Source organism: Hydrogenovibrio halophilus DSM 15072 (assembly GCF_000384235.1).
Classification (GTDB): Bacteria; Pseudomonadota; Gammaproteobacteria; order Thiomicrospirales; family Thiomicrospiraceae; genus Hydrogenovibrio; species Hydrogenovibrio halophilus.
This window is the reverse complement of the sequence record NZ_KB913033.1, coordinates 424,258-441,756: the sequence shown is the minus strand read 5'-3', so window position 1 is coordinate 441,756 and position 17,499 is coordinate 424,258. Positions and strand designations below refer to the sequence as shown.

At 56.9% G+C, this 17,499-nt stretch carries 21 protein-coding genes; 14 read left to right on the top strand and 7 right to left on the bottom strand.

The features are described 5' to 3' along the window. The first annotated feature begins 42 nt into the window (after positions 1-42). The 14 genes from A377_RS0102175 to A377_RS0102110 all read left to right on the top strand — a co-directional run bounded on the left by A377_RS0102175 (position 43) and on the right by A377_RS0102110 (position 9,417). Positions 43-387: a ribulose bisphosphate carboxylase small subunit gene (locus A377_RS0102175; RefSeq protein WP_019894479.1), complete on the top strand. Its 345-nt coding sequence runs from the start codon at positions 43-45 to the stop codon at positions 385-387. 41 nt (positions 388-428) lie between these two features. Next, positions 429-2,549, top strand: a complete 2,121-nt coding sequence (locus tag A377_RS0102170; RefSeq protein WP_019894478.1) for a CsoS2 family carboxysome shell protein — start codon at positions 429-431, stop codon at positions 2,547-2,549. Positions 2,550-2,610: 61 nt separating this feature from the next. Then, positions 2,611-4,128, top strand: a complete 1,518-nt coding sequence (locus tag A377_RS0102165) for a carboxysome shell carbonic anhydrase (protein ID WP_019894477.1) — start codon at positions 2,611-2,613, stop codon at positions 4,126-4,128. Position 4,129: 1 nt separating this feature from the next. Next, the gene (locus tag A377_RS0102160) at positions 4,130-4,384 is read left to right on the top strand and encodes a carboxysome peptide A (protein ID WP_019894476.1); all 255 of its coding nucleotides are present in this window, start codon (positions 4,130-4,132) and stop codon (positions 4,382-4,384) included. Beyond that, positions 4,381-4,674, top strand: coding sequence for a carboxysome peptide B (locus tag A377_RS11635; protein ID WP_051083133.1), 294 nt, complete (start codon positions 4,381-4,383; stop codon positions 4,672-4,674). Before A377_RS0102160 ends, A377_RS11635 begins: the two co-directional genes overlap by 4 nt. Positions 4,675-4,715: 41 nt before the next feature. Further along, complete coding sequence (locus A377_RS0102150) at positions 4,716-5,012, top strand: BMC domain-containing protein (RefSeq protein ID WP_019894474.1); 297 nt, start codon at positions 4,716-4,718, stop codon at positions 5,010-5,012. Positions 5,013-5,053: 41 nt separating this feature from the next. Beyond that, on the top strand, positions 5,054-5,347 hold the full coding sequence (locus A377_RS0102145) for a BMC domain-containing protein (RefSeq protein ID WP_028485192.1): 294 nt from the start codon (positions 5,054-5,056) through the stop codon (positions 5,345-5,347). Positions 5,348-5,400: 53 nt separating this feature from the next. Continuing rightward, positions 5,401-5,709: a BMC domain-containing protein gene (locus A377_RS0102140; RefSeq protein WP_028485191.1), complete on the top strand. Its 309-nt coding sequence runs from the start codon at positions 5,401-5,403 to the stop codon at positions 5,707-5,709. A 123-nt stretch (positions 5,710-5,832) separates the two neighbouring features. After that, the gene (locus A377_RS11630) at positions 5,833-6,333 is read left to right on the top strand and encodes a ferritin-like domain-containing protein (RefSeq protein WP_019894470.1); all 501 of its coding nucleotides are present in this window, start codon (positions 5,833-5,835) and stop codon (positions 6,331-6,333) included. Continuing rightward, on the top strand, positions 6,330-6,599 hold the full coding sequence (locus tag A377_RS0102130; RefSeq protein ID WP_019894469.1) for a 4a-hydroxytetrahydrobiopterin dehydratase: 270 nt from the start codon (positions 6,330-6,332) through the stop codon (positions 6,597-6,599). Before A377_RS11630 ends, A377_RS0102130 begins: the two co-directional genes overlap by 4 nt. A 10-nt stretch (positions 6,600-6,609) precedes the next feature. Beyond that, positions 6,610-6,876 carry a hypothetical protein gene (locus A377_RS0102125; RefSeq protein WP_019894468.1) on the top strand — a complete coding sequence of 89 codons (267 nt, stop codon included), beginning with the start codon at positions 6,610-6,612 and terminating at the stop codon, positions 6,874-6,876. Between the two features lie 202 nt (positions 6,877-7,078). Then, positions 7,079-8,095 carry a sodium-dependent bicarbonate transport family permease gene (locus A377_RS0102120; protein WP_019894467.1) on the top strand — a complete coding sequence of 339 codons (1,017 nt, stop codon included), beginning with the start codon at positions 7,079-7,081 and terminating at the stop codon, positions 8,093-8,095. A 9-nt stretch (positions 8,096-8,104) separates the two neighbouring features. Continuing rightward, on the top strand, positions 8,105-8,425 hold the full coding sequence (locus tag A377_RS0102115; protein WP_019894466.1) for a P-II family nitrogen regulator: 321 nt from the start codon (positions 8,105-8,107) through the stop codon (positions 8,423-8,425). A gap of 35 nt (positions 8,426-8,460) precedes the next feature. Next, positions 8,461-9,417 carry a LysR family transcriptional regulator gene (locus A377_RS0102110; RefSeq protein ID WP_019894465.1) on the top strand — a complete coding sequence of 319 codons (957 nt, stop codon included), beginning with the start codon at positions 8,461-8,463 and terminating at the stop codon, positions 9,415-9,417. A gap of 179 nt (positions 9,418-9,596) precedes the next feature. Here A377_RS0102110 and A377_RS0102105 read toward each other — a convergent pair whose 3' ends face one another. The 7 genes from A377_RS0102105 to A377_RS0102070 all read right to left on the bottom strand — a co-directional run bounded on the left by A377_RS0102105 (position 9,597) and on the right by A377_RS0102070 (position 17,486). Beyond that, positions 9,597-10,229 carry a BMC domain-containing protein gene (locus tag A377_RS0102105; RefSeq protein ID WP_019894464.1) on the bottom strand — a complete coding sequence of 211 codons (633 nt, stop codon included), beginning with the start codon at positions 10,227-10,229 and terminating at the stop codon, positions 9,597-9,599. A gap of 17 nt (positions 10,230-10,246) precedes the next feature. Continuing rightward, positions 10,247-10,849 carry a non-canonical purine NTP pyrophosphatase gene (locus A377_RS0102100; RefSeq protein ID WP_019894463.1) on the bottom strand — a complete coding sequence of 201 codons (603 nt, stop codon included), beginning with the start codon at positions 10,847-10,849 and terminating at the stop codon, positions 10,247-10,249. Positions 10,850-11,355: 506 nt separating this feature from the next. Next, the gene (locus tag A377_RS0102090; protein WP_157760688.1) at positions 11,356-11,568 is read right to left on the bottom strand and encodes a hypothetical protein; all 213 of its coding nucleotides are present in this window, start codon (positions 11,566-11,568) and stop codon (positions 11,356-11,358) included. 70 nt (positions 11,569-11,638) lie between these two features. Beyond that, the gene (locus A377_RS0102085; RefSeq protein WP_019894460.1) at positions 11,639-11,953 is read right to left on the bottom strand and encodes a DUF3240 family protein; all 315 of its coding nucleotides are present in this window, start codon (positions 11,951-11,953) and stop codon (positions 11,639-11,641) included. 18 nt (positions 11,954-11,971) lie between these two features. Further along, on the bottom strand, positions 11,972-15,055 hold the full coding sequence (locus A377_RS0102080; protein WP_019894459.1) for an efflux RND transporter permease subunit: 3,084 nt from the start codon (positions 15,053-15,055) through the stop codon (positions 11,972-11,974). Continuing rightward, positions 15,052-16,269 carry an efflux RND transporter periplasmic adaptor subunit gene (locus A377_RS0102075; protein WP_019894458.1) on the bottom strand — a complete coding sequence of 406 codons (1,218 nt, stop codon included), beginning with the start codon at positions 16,267-16,269 and terminating at the stop codon, positions 15,052-15,054. Before A377_RS0102075 ends, A377_RS0102080 begins: the two co-directional genes overlap by 4 nt. Beyond that, a complete protein-coding gene (locus tag A377_RS0102070; RefSeq protein WP_083919065.1) occupies positions 16,266-17,486 on the bottom strand; it encodes a TolC family protein in 1,221 nt (406 codons plus the stop codon). Before A377_RS0102070 ends, A377_RS0102075 begins: the two co-directional genes overlap by 4 nt. Between the last annotated feature and the right edge of the window lie 13 nt (positions 17,487-17,499).

Sequence of the window (17,499 nt, the reverse complement as noted above, 5' to 3'; positions counted from 1 at the left end):
CTTGTGAGACCTTAATCGATTGACTTTTAAAGGAGCAGAATTATGTCAGCGTTACAAACCGATGATTATCGCACTCAATACACCCTGGAAACGTTTTCGTTTTTGCCGGATTTGACTGCGGATGAAATCTTTGACCAGGTGGTTTACATCATCAACCAGGGCTGGACGCCATCCATTGAACATGACAAGCCGGAAAATGCCGCCGCGCATTACTGGGGCATGTGGAAACTGCCGTTCTTTGGCATGCGCGACCCGATGGAAGTGCTGTCTGAGATCGAAGCCTGTCGTCAGGCCTACCCGGATCACTTGATCCGCCTGGTCGGCTATGACAACTACACTCAGTGCCAGGGGCACAACTTTGTGGTGTACCGTCCGCGGGGCATGTAAGCGACGTTTTGAGGCCAATGAAATGAATACAGGAGGCCAAAATGAGTGAACAGGCAAATGTCTCCAGTGGTCGTGAAAAGGCCCTGGCGCGGCGTCGGTCGATGATTCAAGGCAAAGCCAGTGCCGGGACAGCCCCGGCGGCGGCAGCGCCTTCTCAGAAACCCGGTGCGGTGTCCTCTTCGACAACACAGGTGTCAAGAGCCAAGGCAACCAGTACGCCCCCGACAGTGGACCCCAATGGCAGCGGTCGCGAAGCGTCCAAGGCGCGTCGTGATGCGCTGATCAAGGGCAAAGCCCGCAGTCAGACTTCTCAGGGCGGTCAACCTCTGGAGGCGGACAATATGCAGGCCACCTGGCACCCGAAAGCGAAAGCCAAGGCCATGGCCAAACAGGCAGAAGAAACCCTGCAAACCCAGCAGGCGGAAGCGGCGTCAGACGCCAGTTCGGCCAAACCGGATCTGGGGGCGATGCGTCCGAGCCAGCGCAAGGAGTCACGCCAGAAGCGTGTGGCCACCAAGCCTGATGCGGCGCAACAACCTCAGGGGCGCTTGATGTCCAAGGCGCATCGTCAGGCATGTGCCAAGGGCAAAAATTCGGAGCAGGCATTCCGCAATAAAAGCGGTCATTCGGCATCCAAAGCCCGTATGGCCAACCCGGATGCCAGCAGCCGTGAGATTGCCAAACAGGTGCGTGCCGAACGCTGCACCAAAGGCAAAACCGCCTGCAAGGCGAGTCCCAAACCGCGTTCAGAGCAGCCGATGAAGTCTTCGGTGGCCCCGAGCAAAGTCGGCCAAAGCCAGACGGGGGCCGGTCAGACCATGACCGGCACCCAGACGGGTAAAACCGACTCGGTGACTGGGATGGATTCGGGTTACTGCCAGAAAGTCAGTGGCACCGAGTATCTGGGAACCGAAGAGTTTGGGCAGTATTGCGCCACGGATTATTCGGCGGCACCGTCCAAGGTCAGCCGTTCTCAGACCACGCGTGGTTTGAGCATCAGCGGTACCGCCATGGGGCAAGACAAGGATGTGACCGGCAATGAGAGCGGCGTTTGTGCCGGTGTGACTGGTACCGACTACCTGCCGGCCGATCAGAGTGATCTGTTCTGCAATGGCGGGGGGGCTGCGCGTGCTCAGGCACCGCAAAAAGTCACCCAGTCCACCACGGCCAAGGGCACGTCCCTGACCGGAGTGAATGTGTCTTCGGTGAAGCCGCGTGAAGACGACCGTGCCCGTCCAACGGTCACGGGGGAAGAAACCGGCTACTGTGCGAATGTGACCGGAACCGGTTATCAGGATTCGGGCAGTGTGCGCGAAGTCTGTCAGATGGAACCGCCTGCGGCCGCCAACAAAGTGATGTACGGCCAGACGGGGAAAGGCCAGTCGGTCAGTGGTGATCGTGCCGGTAGCACCGCCCAGACGACCGGTTCCGAAGCCGGGCAATGTTCTACGGTGACTGGCACCCCTTACATGGATGCATTGCAGACACGCAAGGTGTGTTCGACCGATGAGCAGACGCAGATGGCACAACGCCAGCCTGAACGTTCGCCTTTCGGCGGCCATGCGGTCAGCGGCATTCAGCCTGGCGTCTCAGGGGTGACCGGCGGCCAGAAAGGCGCTTGCCAGACGGTTTCGGGAACGGCCTACCAGGGTCATGACCAGACCGTTGCCCAGTGTGATGTCAATGCTGTGGCGGAACCGGGTGACCCCGATTTCCCGACAGTGATGCAGCCTCAGGCGGTCGCTGTGGGATCGGAACCCGCTGGCAGCGGTCAGATTACCGGCGCGTTTTCGAGCGCCAAAGGCAAAGTGACCGGTGACAATGAAAACTCCAGTTCGCGCACAATCCGGCCCAAGCGGACGCCTTCTCAAGCCCCAGCGGCTCAGAGTGCGGCCTCAGGGGTGACCGGGGAAGGCAGTGATCAGGGATTTTCGATCACAGGCGATGGCTGGGGACGTGGACCGCGTATGTCCGGTACCGAAGGACACTGGTCCAACAACCGTAATGCGTCGATTCGGGGCGATCAGTCTCAGGCATTTAATCATGCCGCAGACTATCGCAAGACCATGGGACCGGAAGTGGAAAACAGTCCCATTACCGGTTCCAGTGGCAATTTCGAATCCGGGGCAACTGTGACTCTGTCAGGTGGGGCGCGAGCCTGATCCGGCAGGAAGCAATGGGAGCGGAATCAGTATGAGTCCAGGCAGAGTCAGACAAAGATCCATGTTTTGGCGCAAAGTGCCGGCACCGGGACAGACCCGGACGGCACCAGGCCTGGTCAAAAATGCATCGGTTGACGCGCCGGGTGTGCCCCAAGCGGTTGGTCGCAGTGACCATCCATTGGTGGACGCACGTCGCAATCAGCTTTTGCGTGACTACGAGGTTGGCACCAAAACCGGTTTTGACCAGTTGGAAACGACTTTGAAACGTCTGGCAGGCTGGCAGACTCAGGACGACTTTGTGATCAGAGCGCAAGCGCTGGCCGAGTCGGAATTTGGCTGGCCGTGGCCAGAGGCACTGCTGACCGATGCCTGGAAAACCGGGCTGAACGTCAAGGCGTTGTACGCCTATGGGATCTTTAAACAATTTGAGCGTCTGTCGCAGGATTTTTATCAGCGGGATCCGTTGAAAGACGACCGGGAAGCGGTGGCCAGACAAGCCTTTATGGCGGCCGGTTTCCATGCGGTGGGCATTGCGCCCTGTGCAGACGGTCGTCTGGCGCATACCGTCAGTTATGTGCTGCGTCTGCCTTATGCCATGGTGCGCCGCAAGGCCCATGCCGGGGTGATGTTTGATGTGAGTGAAAGCGTGCGTCATTGGGTATTTGTCGAGCACGACCGTTTTCGGGAAGGGGTTCCCAACCCGGCGACCGAATCGACACGCTACCTGAAGATCGCGGTCTATCACTACTCTGACAAGGACCCGACGCATCAAGGTTGCGCGGCTCATGGCAGTGATGAAAAGAAAGCGGCAGCAGCGGCGTTGCAAAAGCTTGAGGATTTTCAGCAGGCGATTGAAAACCGCTTTGGTTGTGGTTCGCGGGTCGAGCCCATGTTGCTGGGTCTCAATACCGACAATGACAGCCTGAAGGTGCATTTGCCCAATCAGGACGGTCGGTTGTGTCTGGCCCGCTACATCAAAACCGAGACGTTGTTTGACCAGACGGCGGGCTGGTCGGCCGAGCAGGCCAGAGCCTATTTGAAAGAGGCTCTGGTGGCGCAGGCCGAGCAGGCCGGAAGTACGCCGCCCAGAGCGTCGATGCGCGACTTGCTGGTCTGGTTGATGGCACAGAACTTTTCACAGATTGCCTATGTGCGTCAGTTTGAAAAGGGTCTGTACCCGGATATTGGCCATGCGGAGCGTTTCATCGGCCTGGGCAATGGCTTTGAAGAGGTGCAGCTGCGAAACCTTAGTTATTACGGGTTTCTGGACACGCTGGAAGAAGGCGCGGCGGATGTCGATGTGGGGATCAAGATTTTCAAAGGTCTCAATGTGGGCAAAGGCCTGCCAGTGCCAGTGGTGATTCGCTGTGATTACGACGGACGGGTACCTGGCTCGCGAACGCGGGCTCTGGAAAAAGCGAAGCGGATTGAACAGGCGCTGCATCAACGATACAGCGATCTGTCAAACAGCGGGGATCTGACCAGTCTGTGTACCCTGAGGGATCATCAGCGAGCTGTGCCCTGCGAAGTGGTAACCATGCGTCTGTCACCAACCTGGGCAGAGCAGTACGAGGTGTGACATGAAGATATTCAAAGTCGTGAAAACATTGGTTTCGACCAACCGGATTGCCACACTGGAGCACAAACCTTTGCTGGTGGTCACCGACAAGGAAGGCGGCACACCCCAGGTGGCCGTGGACCCGGTCGGTTGCACCCCCGGTGACTGGGTGGTCTGTGTCGGATCGTCTGCGGCCCGTGATGCCAGTGGGGTCAAGGGGTATCCCAGCGACCTCACCATTGTCGGCATCATCGACCGATGGGAGCCGGAAGCATGATGATTCATCAGGTAAAACAGACCCTGGTGATGACCCGGCGACTGGAAGGGCTGGGGCAGCAGTCGATCAAGGTGCTGCACAGTGTCAACGGTGAAATGGTTGTGGCCATGGATCCGATTGGGGTCAAGCCCGGAGACTGGATTTTTACCATCGCCAATTCCGCGGCCCGATCGGCCGCAGGCGATGACCGATTATTAACGGATTTGACGATTGCCGGCATCATTGACCGGAGATCGTGCGATTTTTTAAGTGCCTGGCCGCCGATTGGCACAAGCCCGGCAGGCGGCTAGACAGGTTTTTGTAAGAGTGTAAAGAGTAGCAGGAGGTATTTATGTCTGATAACTACGGTATTGCGTTGGGAATGATTGAAACACGTGGTCTGGTACCCGCCATTGAAGCGGCGGATGCCATGACTAAGGCGTCGGAAGTGCGTCTGGTCAGCCGTGACTTCGTCGGTGGCGGTTACGTCACTGTGATGGTGCGTGGGGAAACCGGGGCGGTCAACGCCGCCGTGCGAGCCGGAGCCGATGCCTGCGAACGCGTGGGTGATGGTCTGGTCGCCGCACACATCATTGCACGTCCTCACAAAGAAGTTGAGCCAGTATTGGCGACGATTGAAACCAAATAATTTAGCGCCGCCACAGGGCGGCATTGATAGGAGAGTAAACAATGAGTACTGAATATGGAATTGCTTTGGGCATGATTGAAACCCGTGGTCTGGTACCAGCGATTGAAGCCGCTGATGCGATGACCAAGGCCGCTGAAGTGCGTCTGGTCAGCCGTGACTTCGTCGGTGGCGGTTACGTCACTGTGATGGTCCGTGGTGAAACCGGTGCTGTGAATGCGGCCGTACGTGCCGGTGCAGACGCTTGTGAACGTGTTGGTGACGGCCTGGTTGCCGCGCACATCATTGCACGCCCACACAAAGAAGTTGAGCCGGTATTGGCAACGATCGAAAAGTAATCCATTAAAACGTAATGATCAAGGGCGACAGCCATTAAATTAGGAGAAACACCATGAGCACGGAATATGGAATTGCGTTAGGCATGATTGAAACCCGTGGTTTAGTGCCAGCGATTGAAGCGGCTGATGCGATGACCAAGTCCGCTGAAGTGCGCCTTGTCAGCAGAGATTTTGTTGGCGGCGGCTATGTGACGGTCATGGTTCGCGGTGAAACCGGCGCGGTCAATGCCGCTGTCCGAGCTGGGGCAGATGCGTGTGAACGCGTTGGTGATGGTTTGGTGGCGGCCCACATTATTGCGCGTCCACACAAAGAAGTGGAGCCCGTTTTAACCACCAGTCAACTATCGACCAAACGTCAGTAATCGATCGGGTCGGTGCAGACCGGCCCAAATGATGGAGACTCAATTATGAGAGCGTTCAGTCGAACACCGGGCAGCGTGATGCCCGGCATCGGTCAACATCCAAGGCATCGGCAGAATCAACACATGGATCCTCGTATCCTGGGTTTTTTGGGTCGGGCCATGAGCCTGGAGTTCAGTGCCGGTCAGCATTACATGGCGCAATCTTCACTGGCCAGACAACGTCAGGAAACTCAGTTCGCTGATGATTTTCTGACATTGGCCAATGAGGAGTTTCGTCATGCTTCCATGCTGACCGACCGTCTGGTCGCGCATGGTGCTTTGCCAGCAGGTTCGGTGTTGCAACCGGCGATGCCGGCTGTGGATGTGATCGAATCCCTGCAGACCTGCGCCGAACACGAAGCGGGTCTGATCGATTTGTATGTGCAGGGTCAGGCCTGGTGTGCCAATGTGGGAGCTCAGGATGACCTGGCTTTGTTTACGCAACTGTTACAGGAAGAGCAGGCACAGCTGCAGCGAATCCAGCAATGGTTGGCCGCTTATCAGCCACCGATGTCGCAACCCATGCAACAGCCGATGCAGCAGCACAATCAGACAATGAGTCAGAATCGGAGGAGCTTTGTATGACCCGTTCCGAAATCAGTCCATGGAAAGTCAAGCAACGACCTGCAAGCATGGAAGCCAAGTTTGTGTTCGATTCTTATGACGACTTGCGTGCTTTTCTGGATGAGGTGGCAGAACAGGCCGAAGCCTTGTCGCATCATCCCAATGTCAGTTTCGGGCGGGATTATGCGTCACTGGTGATTTATTCCGAGGAGAGTGAACTCACGGATGTGGATTACCAGTTGGCGGACCGCATTGACGCCGGTTTTCAGAAAGTCAAACAGGCATAAGGAGTCGATCATGGCCCAGGAAAAACCCACTGAGACGACCGGGCAAAAGCCCGCTCAGACCGCTCGTGCACAGAAACAGGCGACGACCACTCAGAAACCCACCGCTGAGACGAAGTCAAAGACAAGCGAACGCAAAACACCGGCCAAAAGCCAGAGTGTGAGCCAAGCCCGTGCGCCCCAAAAAAGGACGCCGGAAAAAGCGGTGTCTGAAAACGCTGGCAAGGGATCCGAAACACCGGTGATGATGACCACGCAATCGCGTGTCTGGCCGGATTAGGATTCAGAGAAGGTCTTAGCCATTTGGCGCTGAAAAGTCAGCGCCTTTTTTTTATCTTCGGCCGTTTTGATGTTGCAACCTTCTGAATATAAAGGTTTTTTGTCATTGGGTTTGCTCTATGAGTACCAGTTGAAATATCAATTTTATTTCTGATGGTTGGCACTCTAAGATTGAATAAAGCCAATTTTCAGGGAGATGAGTCATGGGATTAGACAGTTTATTGATACCGGCGGTTTTGTTTTTCCTGCTGGGGGCCATCGCCCAGCTTGTGAATTCGGATCTGAAGTTCCCGGAAGGCATGTCCAAAGGGATGTCATTGTACCTGCTGATGGCGATTGGCCTCAAAGGCGGGGCAGAATTGGCCACGTCGGATTTGATGATTGCGATGAATGCGATTTTCTGGGCCATTGTCCTCGGCTTTGTGATCCCGATCATTGGTTATGCGCTGTTGCGATTCCGCAATAAAATCGACCCGTTGAATGCCGCCGCCATTACCGCGCATTACGGTTCGGTCAGTGCCGGCACGTTTTTGACGGCGATTGCGTTTCTGGAAGCTTCCGGGGTCAGCCACGAAAGTTATCCGATCATCATGATGGTGATGATGGAATCGCCTGCGATCATCATCGGCCTGGTGCTGGCGGCCATGGCACGCAAACGTCTGGCTGCGAATCAGCTTTCTGCAGATGGCACGGCGACGATGGGCGCACAGGAAGTTCCCAAAACCGAATGGAGTCCGCTGCTCAAAGAGGCCTTTACCAACGGCAGTGTGCTGTTGCTGCTGGGGGCGTTGATCATCGGCGCGATTGTGCCGCCGGAAGCCATGAAAACCTTGTATCCTTTTACCAAGGAAATTTTCATGGGGGTGTTGTGTCTGTTCCTGCTGGAAATGGGGATGGTCGCGGCCAAGCGTCTGGACAGCTTTAAAAAAGTGGGCGGTACCCTGATTGCATTCGGGATCATCATGCCATTGATCGGCGGGTTCATCGGCATTTTCGTCGGTCAGGTCATTCTGGGCTTCAGCGTGGGCGGCACTTTGCTGGTGGCGATCCTCAGTGCCAGTGCGTCTTACATCGCAGTACCGCCAGTGATGCGTTTCGGGGTGCCCGAGGCCAACCCTTCGTATTATCTGGCTTTGTCTTTGGGGATCACCTTTCCATTCAATGTGGTGGTCGGGATTCCGTTGTTTTATCAGGTGGCCAAATGGTCAGCCGGGGTGTAAGGGGGTGTTATGACGATGGCAAACTGTCATGAAAAAATGCTGCAAGTGATTGCCTCGACCGGACTGGAAGGACGCATCAAGCGAATTCTTGGACAGGCAGGCGTCAGTGGCTATACTTTGTTTGATGTGCGTGGTGATGGCGAAACTGGCTATCACAGTGGTGAAATCGCCGGCGATGGCAATGTGATGTTTATGATCATCCTGCCGGAAACGCAGATTGACTCTCTGGTGGAAACGCTCGAGTTGTTTGAAAAACAGGGGCACCATCTGTTGATTTTTGCGTCGGACATCCGTGTGATGACCCGTTCCAAACTGGATCATTGTTCGTAACCTGCGGACAAACAGGCTAACACTGGGAGAGCGCTATGGCTCAGGACATACCCGATTACGCACAGCATCATCGTTTGATGCGCCACACCTCTCTGCGCCAACTGCAGATTTTTGAGTCGGTGGCGCGCAACCTCAGTTTTACCCGCGCCGCGGAAGAACTGCATCTGACCCAGCCTACCGTGTCGGCTCAGATCAAAGGCCTGTCAGAAGCCGTGGAGCTGCCTCTGTACGAGCAGGTCGGGCGTAAAATCTACCTGACCGATGTGGGACGGGAAGTGGCCCTCAGCTGTCGGACCATTCTCAACACCTTTTCCAATCTGGAAATGACGCTGGACGATTTCCGGGGCAAAACACGCGGCAGATTGCGGGTGGCGGTTGTGACCACGGCGAAATACTTTGCCCCGCTGGCTCTGGGCGAATTCTGCAAGGATTTCCCCGAAATCGACCTGCAATTGACGGTGGTCAACCGGGAAAAACTGTACAAGCGCATTGAGAATAACCTGGACGATCTTTACATTGTCGGGCAGGTGCCCTCGCTGCACCTGGATCTGGAAATCCATCCGTTTGCGCCCAATCCGCTGGTGCCGATTGCCCACCGCGATCATCCGCTGGTCAATAAACCGCGTATTTCGCTGAAGCGACTGGCCAAGGAGCCATTCATCATGCGTGAACCCGGCTCCGGTATCCGTTCGGCGGTCGAGGACCGTTTTGCAGAGCAGAAGCTGACGCTGCATGAGCGGCTGGTGCTCGACAGCAATGAGGCGATCAAACATGGGGTGGCCGGTGGTCTTGGGGTTTCCGTGGTCTCACAGCATGCATTGAATCTGGAAAGCGACGACGGGCCTCTGGCCATTCTGGATGTGGAAGGTTTTCCGATCGAGCGGGAGTGGAATCTGGTTTACCCGCGGGGCAAAGCGATGTCGATCATCAGTAAAGCCTTTTTCGATTTCCTGCAGGAGAAGGGCACGGGCTATCTGCGCCTGAAACACTGAAGCATTCCGGTTGTGATGAGAGATGGAACCCGGTATCAAACCGGGTTTTTTTGTTTGGGGTTCTGCGTTTCGTGCAAAGGGTTGGTGTAATGATGGCTTGATTGAGGCGGAGGCTGGATGGGATTGAGCGAAGGAGGGAACGTTGATTTGAACGGAATTCGCGTTTGAATCCGTTCGGGTCAGCCGGGACGAACCCGCGCTTCGACGTTGATCTGGTTGAGCGCGCGTTCGGCGGCGTTGACCGCTTCATTGATGTCGCCATCGCGTCCGGCCATCAACAGACGGCCGTAAGCGCCCACCGCTCTGGCTTCCACCAGGGTCACATTCGCGGCTTTTTCGGCCTCGTTGGCCGCATGTACGATGTAACCGGCCGGCTCGCATTCGATGATCAACATGCTTTGGCCCGGCAGAATCATCGAGCCGCGACGATTGTCTCGGTTGATCAGGGTGGCGTGGTCGGGGGTCACCCCACGGATCACTTCCTTCCACATGATCTTGCAGGCCTGACGGGTGGTGTATTCGGTCTTCAAATATTGCAACACCTGATCGCCCGAGGTCAGAACGTCGCTCTGATTGCGATGGTGAATCACCATGGAGCCATAAGCCCGCTCCACAATCTGCTGACCAAGATGCACGTTGGACGCTTTGAGGGCGATGTCGGACAGACGGTGCACGGCCATGCCCGGCGCCACTTCCATCCACAGACAGGTGTCGCCCGGCACGGGCAGAAAGCCCAGCGAGGCCGTGCCCATATAGGCGGCCAACTGCGGTTGCAGTGAATCCAGAAAGACATAGGTGCGCAGTTCGATCATAAAATCACCAGGCCTGGTTAAAACAGGGCCATTAATTGTTCAAACGCCCGGGCACGTTGGTCCAGGCGGTGTTTTTCCGTCAGTGACATTTCCGATGGCGTTTTCAGATGTTGCGGTAGCCAGAAAATCGGATCATAGCCCACCCCGTCGGGCGTGCGGCATTGCATCAGGATTTCACCCTGCCAGCGCGCGGTCACCACCTTGGGTTCCGGATCCGTCGGCGAGGCGATCCACACCAGGGTGGTGGTCAGATACGCATCCCGCTGGCCGAAAGGCAAACCGGCCATTTGCGAAAGCAGGGCCTGACGGTTGTTTTCGTCATTGCTCTGCTGGCCGTTGAAGCGCTCGGCGAAACGTGCCGTGTAGAGCCCCGGCGCGCCCTGGAGAGCAGGCACCACCAGCCCGGTGTCGTCGGCCAGGGCCGGCAAGCCGCTGACCTCGCTGGCCAGTCGGGCTTTTTTCAGCGCGTTTTCGACAAACGTCTGGCCGTCTTCGACCACCGAGTCACGGGCAAAATCCCCCTGTGGCAACAGGGTCCTGCCCCAGCGGCTGGCCAGTGCGCGAAAGGCCGCCTGTTTGTGCGGATTGTGACCGGCTAATACCCACGTCTGGCCTGACATACGAACTCACTTGATCGGAAAAGATAGCGTTACTCTACTGATTTTGCCCGAAAACCAGAAATTGATTTTTCGACGCGAACCCATAGAGCAAAACCAATGTATCAGCGTCCTGGTCAAAAGCTGTCTAATAGTTGTACATAAGTTATTCAATGTGTATTATGAAGGTGCGTTCATTCAAAACGTTTCATGATGAGATGTTCAAACGCAGGAGGTCATATGAGGACACACGAGTGGATTGTGAATGGCGTTTTCTACGGAGCTCAGGCCGCACTGGGAAGCACCTTGCTGGTGATGATGGTGTTATCGCTTCAGGGGCTGTGATCCGATGAGGCATCATGGTTTGCTGATGCTTTTTTCAGCAAGGGTGGGGAAACAAAACCCTCACAGACACTTAGCGCGTTCTTACCCAAATCATGCACCGGGTTATCCACAGTCTTTGTGCAAAACTCGGCGGCAGAAATCGACTGGCTTTGGGGAAAAGACAGCCTTGATGTGACCTGTCCGGTTCAATATCCCAGGGTTTCCATGCAACGTCGGTAACTGGCCGGTACCGCTTTTCGGTGCATGCTGTCGTCGGCCTGAAGCCGGTTGTGGTTTTCCCATTTTTCCATTGACAGGCGTTGGCAGTGCACACGGTCTTGTTTGAAGTCCGCCTGCGCCTGGCCCGGTTTGGGCTGGAAATCCCCGGTGGTGGTACAGGCGGTGGCGCTCAATGCCAAAATCACCAGGCCTGGTAATCATTTGGTTCGGTTCGATGGCGTCATCGGCTTTCCTTTTTGTATGAGTGGATCAAGTCATCGATAACTGACCATGCGTGATCACCGGCATCACCCAGTACTGAATCTCGGCATGAGACAGATCGTTTTTGATGTGGGCCAGTATGGCCGACCAGGCGTTTTCAGTGGTCTCAATGGTCACCCGTATCTGCGGCAGGTGTCCGGCCACCTGATCGCTGATGGTGGTCAGGGTCTGATGGGCGTGAAAACTTTTGACGGTCTGCACCTGAAAAGGCACGGCCGGTTGAAACGTCAGCAGCGCGTCCACCAAAGGGTGTTCCAGGGTGGCATCGGCTCGCAGGGTTAATTGCACGTTTTGATCGGTCATGGTCGTGTCCTTTTGTGGTTATTCAGCGGTCGGTGCACGGTCGGCGCGGCCAAGCGACCAGGCACCAAAGCGGCGGTAGATGATCGGCAGGATCAACAGCGTCAGCAGGGTGGAGGTCACCAGACCGCCGATGACGACAATGGCCAGCGGCCGCTGAATTTCCGAGCCGGCACCGCTGGCAAACACCAGTGGTACCAATCCCAGTGCGGCAATGGAGGCCGTCATCAGGACCGGACGCAGGCGGCGCATGGCCCCCTGCATCACCACTTCGGTCATGGACAGGCCCTGATGCATCAGTTGGTTGAAGTAGGTCATCATTACCACGCCGTTGAGCACCGCGATGCCGAGCAAGGCAATAAAGCCGACCGACGCGGGCACCGACAAATGTTCGCCGGTCAGCCACAAGGCCCAGATGCCGCCGATCAGGGCGAACGGGATATTGACCAGCACCATGATCGCCTGACTGACCGAGCGAAAGGTGCTGAACAGAATGATGAAAATCAATACCAGCGCAATCGGCACCACAATGCTCAGCTTTTTGGCGGCGCGTTGCTGGTTTTCAAACTGCCCGCCCCATTCAAAATAGTAGCCTGTGGGCATCTCCAGCGATTGTGCGGCCTGTTTGGCCTCATCCACAAAGCCGACCAGATCGCGTCCCTGCACATTGGCAATCACGGTGGCGTAGCGTTTGCCCTGTTCGCGGTTGATCGCCACTGGCCCGGTGGTTTCCCGGGCGTCCACCAGTTGCGACAACAGCACGGTGTCACCGCCGGTCACGGTAATGGGCTGTTGCAGCATCTGCAGAATGGAGGCTTTGCTGGTCTCGGCGCCGCGCAACAGAATCGGAATGCGACGAATGCCCTGATAAATGGTGCCCACCGGCATCCCATCGATCTGGGCGCGCAGCAGGTCTTCGACTTCGGTCACGTCCAGGCCCAGTTTGGCGGCCTGAACGTGATTGACCTGTAATTGCAGATAACGCGAACCGCTGTTTTTAGGGGTGTACACGTCCACCGCACCGGGCAGGGTTTCAACTTCTGTGACCAGGTTATTGGCCAGTGCATTGAGGCTGTCCGGGTCTTCGCCGAAAATCTTGATCGCGATGTCGCCGCGTGCCCCGGTGAGCATTTCGTCCACCCGCATCTGAATCGGTTGGGTAAAGGCAAAGTTCATCCCCGGAAAATCGGCCTGCATTACCTCGCGAATGGCTTGGATCAAGGCTTCTTTGGAGTCCATGCGCCATTGCGATTTGGGTTTGAGCACCATAAAGGTATCGGTGTCATTGAGGCTCATGGGATCGAGTCCCAGTTCGTCCGAGCCCACACGCGCCACCAGCCGTTCGATTTCGGGCACACGTTCCAGCAACCGTTCCTGAATCCGCAGGTCCATGCGCACGGTCTGGTCGAGATTGATCGCCGGGTCTTTTTCGATCTGCAAAATCAGGTTGCCTTCGTCCATTTGCGGCATAAAGGTTTTGCCCACCTGGGTATAGACCGCAACGGCCGAAGCAAAACCGACCAGTGCGATGGCGATGATCAGACGGTCATGCGCCAGACTCCATGTGAGCAATGGCCGATAGCCCCGGCTCAGCTTTCGCACCAGCCAGGGTTCCTTGTGGGAAGGTTTGCCCAGAATGAACGACGCCAGGGTCGGAATCACGGTCAAAGACAGCAACAGCGAACTGCCGAGGGCAAAGATGATGGTCAGAGCCACCGGAATAAAGAGTTTGCCTTCCAGCCCCTCCAGGGTCAGCAGCGGCAGGAACACGGTCATAATGATCAGGATGCCTGAAATCACCGGCACCGACACCTCCTGCAACGCCCGATAGATCAGATGCAATCGGGGCAGTCTGGCGCGGTCTTTTTCCTGGGTGGTGACAATGTTTTCGACCACCACCACGGCCGCATCCACCAGCATCCCCACCGCAATCGCCAGTCCGCCCAGCGACATCAGATTGGCTGACAAACCGTAAGCGTTCATCAGAATAAACGTCATCAGAGCCGCCAGCGGCAAAATCAGGGCCACGGTCACTGCGGCGCGGATATTGCCCAGAAACAGCAGCAATACCAGCACCACCAGCACAATCGCTTCCGCCAGCGCTTTGGACACGGTGGTAATCGCTTTGTCCACCAGATCGGCCCGGTTGTAGAAGGTGCTCAAGGTGATGCCGTCGGGCAGGGCCGGTTGCAGTTCCTCAATCTTGGCCTCCACGCCACTGACCACGGTTTTGGCATTGGCGCCGCGCAAGGCGATCACCAGGCCCTGTACGGCCTCAGACTGACCGTTCTGGGTCACAGCGCCATTGCGATAGAGCGCATCAATGCGAACTTCAGCGACGTCTTTGACCCGCACGGGAATCCGGTTCTGATAAGTGACCACGGTGTTTTCAATGTCGCGAATGGAGGTCAGATTGCCTTTGGTTCTCACCAGCAAGGCGTCTTCGCCCTGTTGCAGACGTCCGGCCCCATCATTGCGGTTATTGTTTTCCAGTGCGTCCTTCAGCTGGTTCAGGCCCAGATTGTGGGCCTGTAATCGCGCGGGGTCGGGCTGCACCTGAAACACTTTGGCCTTGCCGCCCAGCGCATTGACATCGGCCACGCCATCGACCGAGCGCAGGGCGGGGCGAATCACCCAGTCAAGCAGGCTGCGTTTTTCAATGTCCGACAGGGTCTCGCCCTCAAGGGTGAACATGAACACATCGCTCAGTGGCGTGGACAGAGGGGCCATGCCACCAAAGACCCCGGCAGGCAGGTCGAAACGGCCCAGGCGTTCGGAAACTTGCTGGCGCGCCCAGTACACATCGGTGCCTTCGGCGAAATCCAGGGTGATGTCGGCAATGGCGTATTTGCCCATGGAGCGCAGGCTGGTTTGCTGGGGCAGGCCCAGCAGTTCCTGTTCAAGCGGGGCAATGACACGCTGTTCCACTTCGCTGGGGGTCATGCCGGGGGCTTTGAAAATCAGCTTGACCTGCACGGGCGACACATCGGGGAAGGCGTCAATCGGGGTTTTCTGAAAGGCCATCCAGCCGCCGGAAATCAGGGCAAAAATCAGCAACAACACCATGGTGCGCTGGGTCAGAAAAAAGGCGATCAATCGGCTCATTCCGTTGCTCCCTGGTTCGTGCTTGTGTCTGCGCGTGCCTGCAACAGCGATTTGGCGGTGGAGGTGCCAGCGGTGATGAGGGTGAGGTCGGCAGAGCCCTGGGTGTCGGTGCTCAGGGCAAAGACCACCTGATCCGCTTCGTAACTTTTTATCTCAACCGGCAATGGTTGCAAGCGATCGTTTTCCAGCTGGTAGACCACGGTTTTGCCTTGGTATTGACTGATCGTTCTGGCCGGCGCCCGGTAAACCGCTGCTGGCTCCACAAACGGCGCCTGCCAGACAACCTGTGCCGTGACCATTTCGCCGGCCATCAGAGTCTGTTCCGTATTGGGGTGGCGCACTCGCACCAGCACGGTTTGGGTGAGCGGATGCATGGTGGGGGAGATAAACGTGACCAGGCCTGGTTGTTTTTGCTCTGCGATTTGGACGTGCTGGCCCATGCGCAAGCGTTGCGCCCGCTCTTTGGGCAGTGCCAGTTCCAATGTCAGGGTGTTTTTCTGGGTGAGCAGCCCAATGGCCGTGTCGGCGGCCAGACGCTGGCCTGGCTGAATGTCAATGGGATTGAGCACGCCGTCCACCGGGGCGCGTATCACCACGTTGTCGGTGTGAAGGGTTTGGGTCTGGCGCAACCGCTTGAGGTCGTCGTCGGATAATCCGGCCAGTTGCAGGGTTTGACTCAGTTGTTGCTGCCGTTGGCGGTTTTTGTCCAGAGCGGCACGGGCTTCCTGATATTGCCTGTCGGACACCGCACCGGTTCGGCTCAGGCGCTGGGCGCGTTCAAAGGCGGCTTTCAAAGGCGTGGCATCGGTTTGCGCACTCAAGTATTGGTTTTGCAAAGCCAGCAAATCGGCGCTTTCCAGAGTGACAATCGGGTCACCGGCTTTGACCGCTCCATGAAGTTGATGCACGCTGCTGACGCGCCCGGACAGGGGCGTGGCCAGTTGCCATTGATGGGTGTTGGGACTCAAAAGGTGCCCGTGATAAGGCAGAGACAGATACCGTTTGATGGGTGAGAGCGTTTGCGTGCTCAACCCCAGGGTTTCGCGCTGTGCGGCATCAATCAAGGCAGTGAGCATGTCTGATGACCAGGCGGGCAAAGCCAGAAAGGCCGTCAGCAGCCAACCATACGGTGCGATTCTGTTGCGCTGGTTTTTGTGGGATTTGTGGATCGAAAAAGGGGCCTTGGGGCCTCGGAAAATGCTTGAAAATGTCATTGCAATGGCGCTCCCAGCGTTTGGTTCAGGTTGGCAATGGCCTCGCCCACGGCCAGATCGGCCAGCCGGGCTTGAAGTTGATCTTGAAAATAGGTTTCACGCAAGCGTAACAGGTCCTGGATGTTGGTTTGACCGGCCTGGTAGGCGTTCATGCCCAGTTGCATGGCCTGCTTGGAGAGTTGGCGTTTTTCCCTGGCCTGGGTTCGCAGGATGCGCGTGGTTTGCAATTCGGTCCGGGCTTGAATCAGTTGCTCGTTCAGGCGTTGTTGCATTTGGTTGAGCGCCACATTGCGCTCGGTCAGGGTCTGATTGGCTTCGGCCAGCCGCTGGTCGCGGTCAGTGCCAAGGCCCAGTGGAATCGATATCTGTGCCAGCAATAAGGTGTTGCCGCTCATGTCCCGATTGCGTTCATGTTTGCTGCCGATCATGACACTGGGTTGCCCGCTTTGAGCCGCGCTGACTAAGGCTTTCTGCGCCTGAGCGGACTCCGAGTGGCGTTTCAGATAGGTCAGCTTCGGGTGGCTGGCGTCAATGTGCCAGGGTTTGGCGGCCAAAGATTCTGTCAGCTGGGCAGGCAACTGGTCCATGCCTGTCCAGTAGCGGTAGTTGGCCTGGGCCTTGTCTCTTTCCGCCAGCGCCTGCCGGACGTTTTTCTCCTGCTCCAGCAGGGCGGTCTGGGCCAGCAGATAATCGATCTTTGGAGCTTCACCGGCCTGATACCGTTGCTTGATGGTATCGAGCAGGGATTGCGCCTGAGTCAGATTTTTTTGCTGAAAGCGGTAATGGGTTTGGGCCTTTTTCAGTGTCCAGACCAGCTGACGGACTTTCTGGGCGGCTTGCCACTGAAGGTAGGGCGCAAGCGATTTGGCCTGTGCCTGAGTGCTTTGCGCCAGTTTTTCAGTCGCATCACGTTGGCTGGGCAGGGCAATCGCGGTTTCAATGCCGGTTTCCCAGGTACGCAAGTCCTGGTCACCGGTCCATTGGTCGTTTTCATGGGTCAGATGCAACCGAACGTCGCCGGAGCGCCAACTGTTGGCTGTCTTGCCCTGGCCTTGGGCCAGAGCGTTCAGGCTGGTTTGTGTGGCCGATTGTGGCAGTTTATTGGCCACCTGATCGACCAGGTCGGCGAGCGTCGTGGCCGCCTGTGAGGCTGTCCAGGGCAGGCAGCCCATTGCACAGATCAGCGCCCAACGGGGAAGTCGGTTCGGTGTTGCCATGATCCATTCCTTT

Coding starts and splice junctions, on each gene's coding strand:
- A377_RS0102175 (WP_019894479.1), top strand. CDS start 43: ATGTCAGCGTTACAAACCGATGATTATCGCACTCAATACACCCTGGAA.
- A377_RS0102170 (WP_019894478.1), top strand. CDS start 429: ATGAGTGAACAGGCAAATGTCTCCAGTGGTCGTGAAAAGGCCCTGGCG.
- A377_RS0102165 (WP_019894477.1), top strand. CDS start 2,611: ATGTTTTGGCGCAAAGTGCCGGCACCGGGACAGACCCGGACGGCACCA.
- A377_RS0102160 (WP_019894476.1), top strand. CDS start 4,130: ATGAAGATATTCAAAGTCGTGAAAACATTGGTTTCGACCAACCGGATT.
- A377_RS11635 (WP_051083133.1), top strand. CDS start 4,381: ATGATGATTCATCAGGTAAAACAGACCCTGGTGATGACCCGGCGACTG.
- A377_RS0102150 (WP_019894474.1), top strand. CDS start 4,716: ATGTCTGATAACTACGGTATTGCGTTGGGAATGATTGAAACACGTGGT.
- A377_RS0102145 (WP_028485192.1), top strand. CDS start 5,054: ATGAGTACTGAATATGGAATTGCTTTGGGCATGATTGAAACCCGTGGT.
- A377_RS0102140 (WP_028485191.1), top strand. CDS start 5,401: ATGAGCACGGAATATGGAATTGCGTTAGGCATGATTGAAACCCGTGGT.
- A377_RS11630 (WP_019894470.1), top strand. CDS start 5,833: ATGGATCCTCGTATCCTGGGTTTTTTGGGTCGGGCCATGAGCCTGGAG.
- A377_RS0102130 (WP_019894469.1), top strand. CDS start 6,330: ATGACCCGTTCCGAAATCAGTCCATGGAAAGTCAAGCAACGACCTGCA.
- A377_RS0102125 (WP_019894468.1), top strand. CDS start 6,610: ATGGCCCAGGAAAAACCCACTGAGACGACCGGGCAAAAGCCCGCTCAG.
- A377_RS0102120 (WP_019894467.1), top strand. CDS start 7,079: ATGGGATTAGACAGTTTATTGATACCGGCGGTTTTGTTTTTCCTGCTG.
- A377_RS0102115 (WP_019894466.1), top strand. CDS start 8,105: ATGACGATGGCAAACTGTCATGAAAAAATGCTGCAAGTGATTGCCTCG.
- A377_RS0102110 (WP_019894465.1), top strand. CDS start 8,461: ATGGCTCAGGACATACCCGATTACGCACAGCATCATCGTTTGATGCGC.
- A377_RS0102105 (WP_019894464.1), bottom strand. CDS start 10,229: ATGATCGAACTGCGCACCTATGTCTTTCTGGATTCACTGCAACCGCAG.
- A377_RS0102100 (WP_019894463.1), bottom strand. CDS start 10,849: ATGTCAGGCCAGACGTGGGTATTAGCCGGTCACAATCCGCACAAACAG.
- A377_RS0102085 (WP_019894460.1), bottom strand. CDS start 11,953: ATGACCGATCAAAACGTGCAATTAACCCTGCGAGCCGATGCCACCCTG.
- A377_RS0102080 (WP_019894459.1), bottom strand. CDS start 15,055: ATGAGCCGATTGATCGCCTTTTTTCTGACCCAGCGCACCATGGTGTTG.
- A377_RS0102075 (WP_019894458.1), bottom strand. CDS start 16,269: ATGACATTTTCAAGCATTTTCCGAGGCCCCAAGGCCCCTTTTTCGATC.
- A377_RS0102070 (WP_083919065.1), bottom strand. CDS start 17,486: ATGGCAACACCGAACCGACTTCCCCGTTGGGCGCTGATCTGTGCAATG.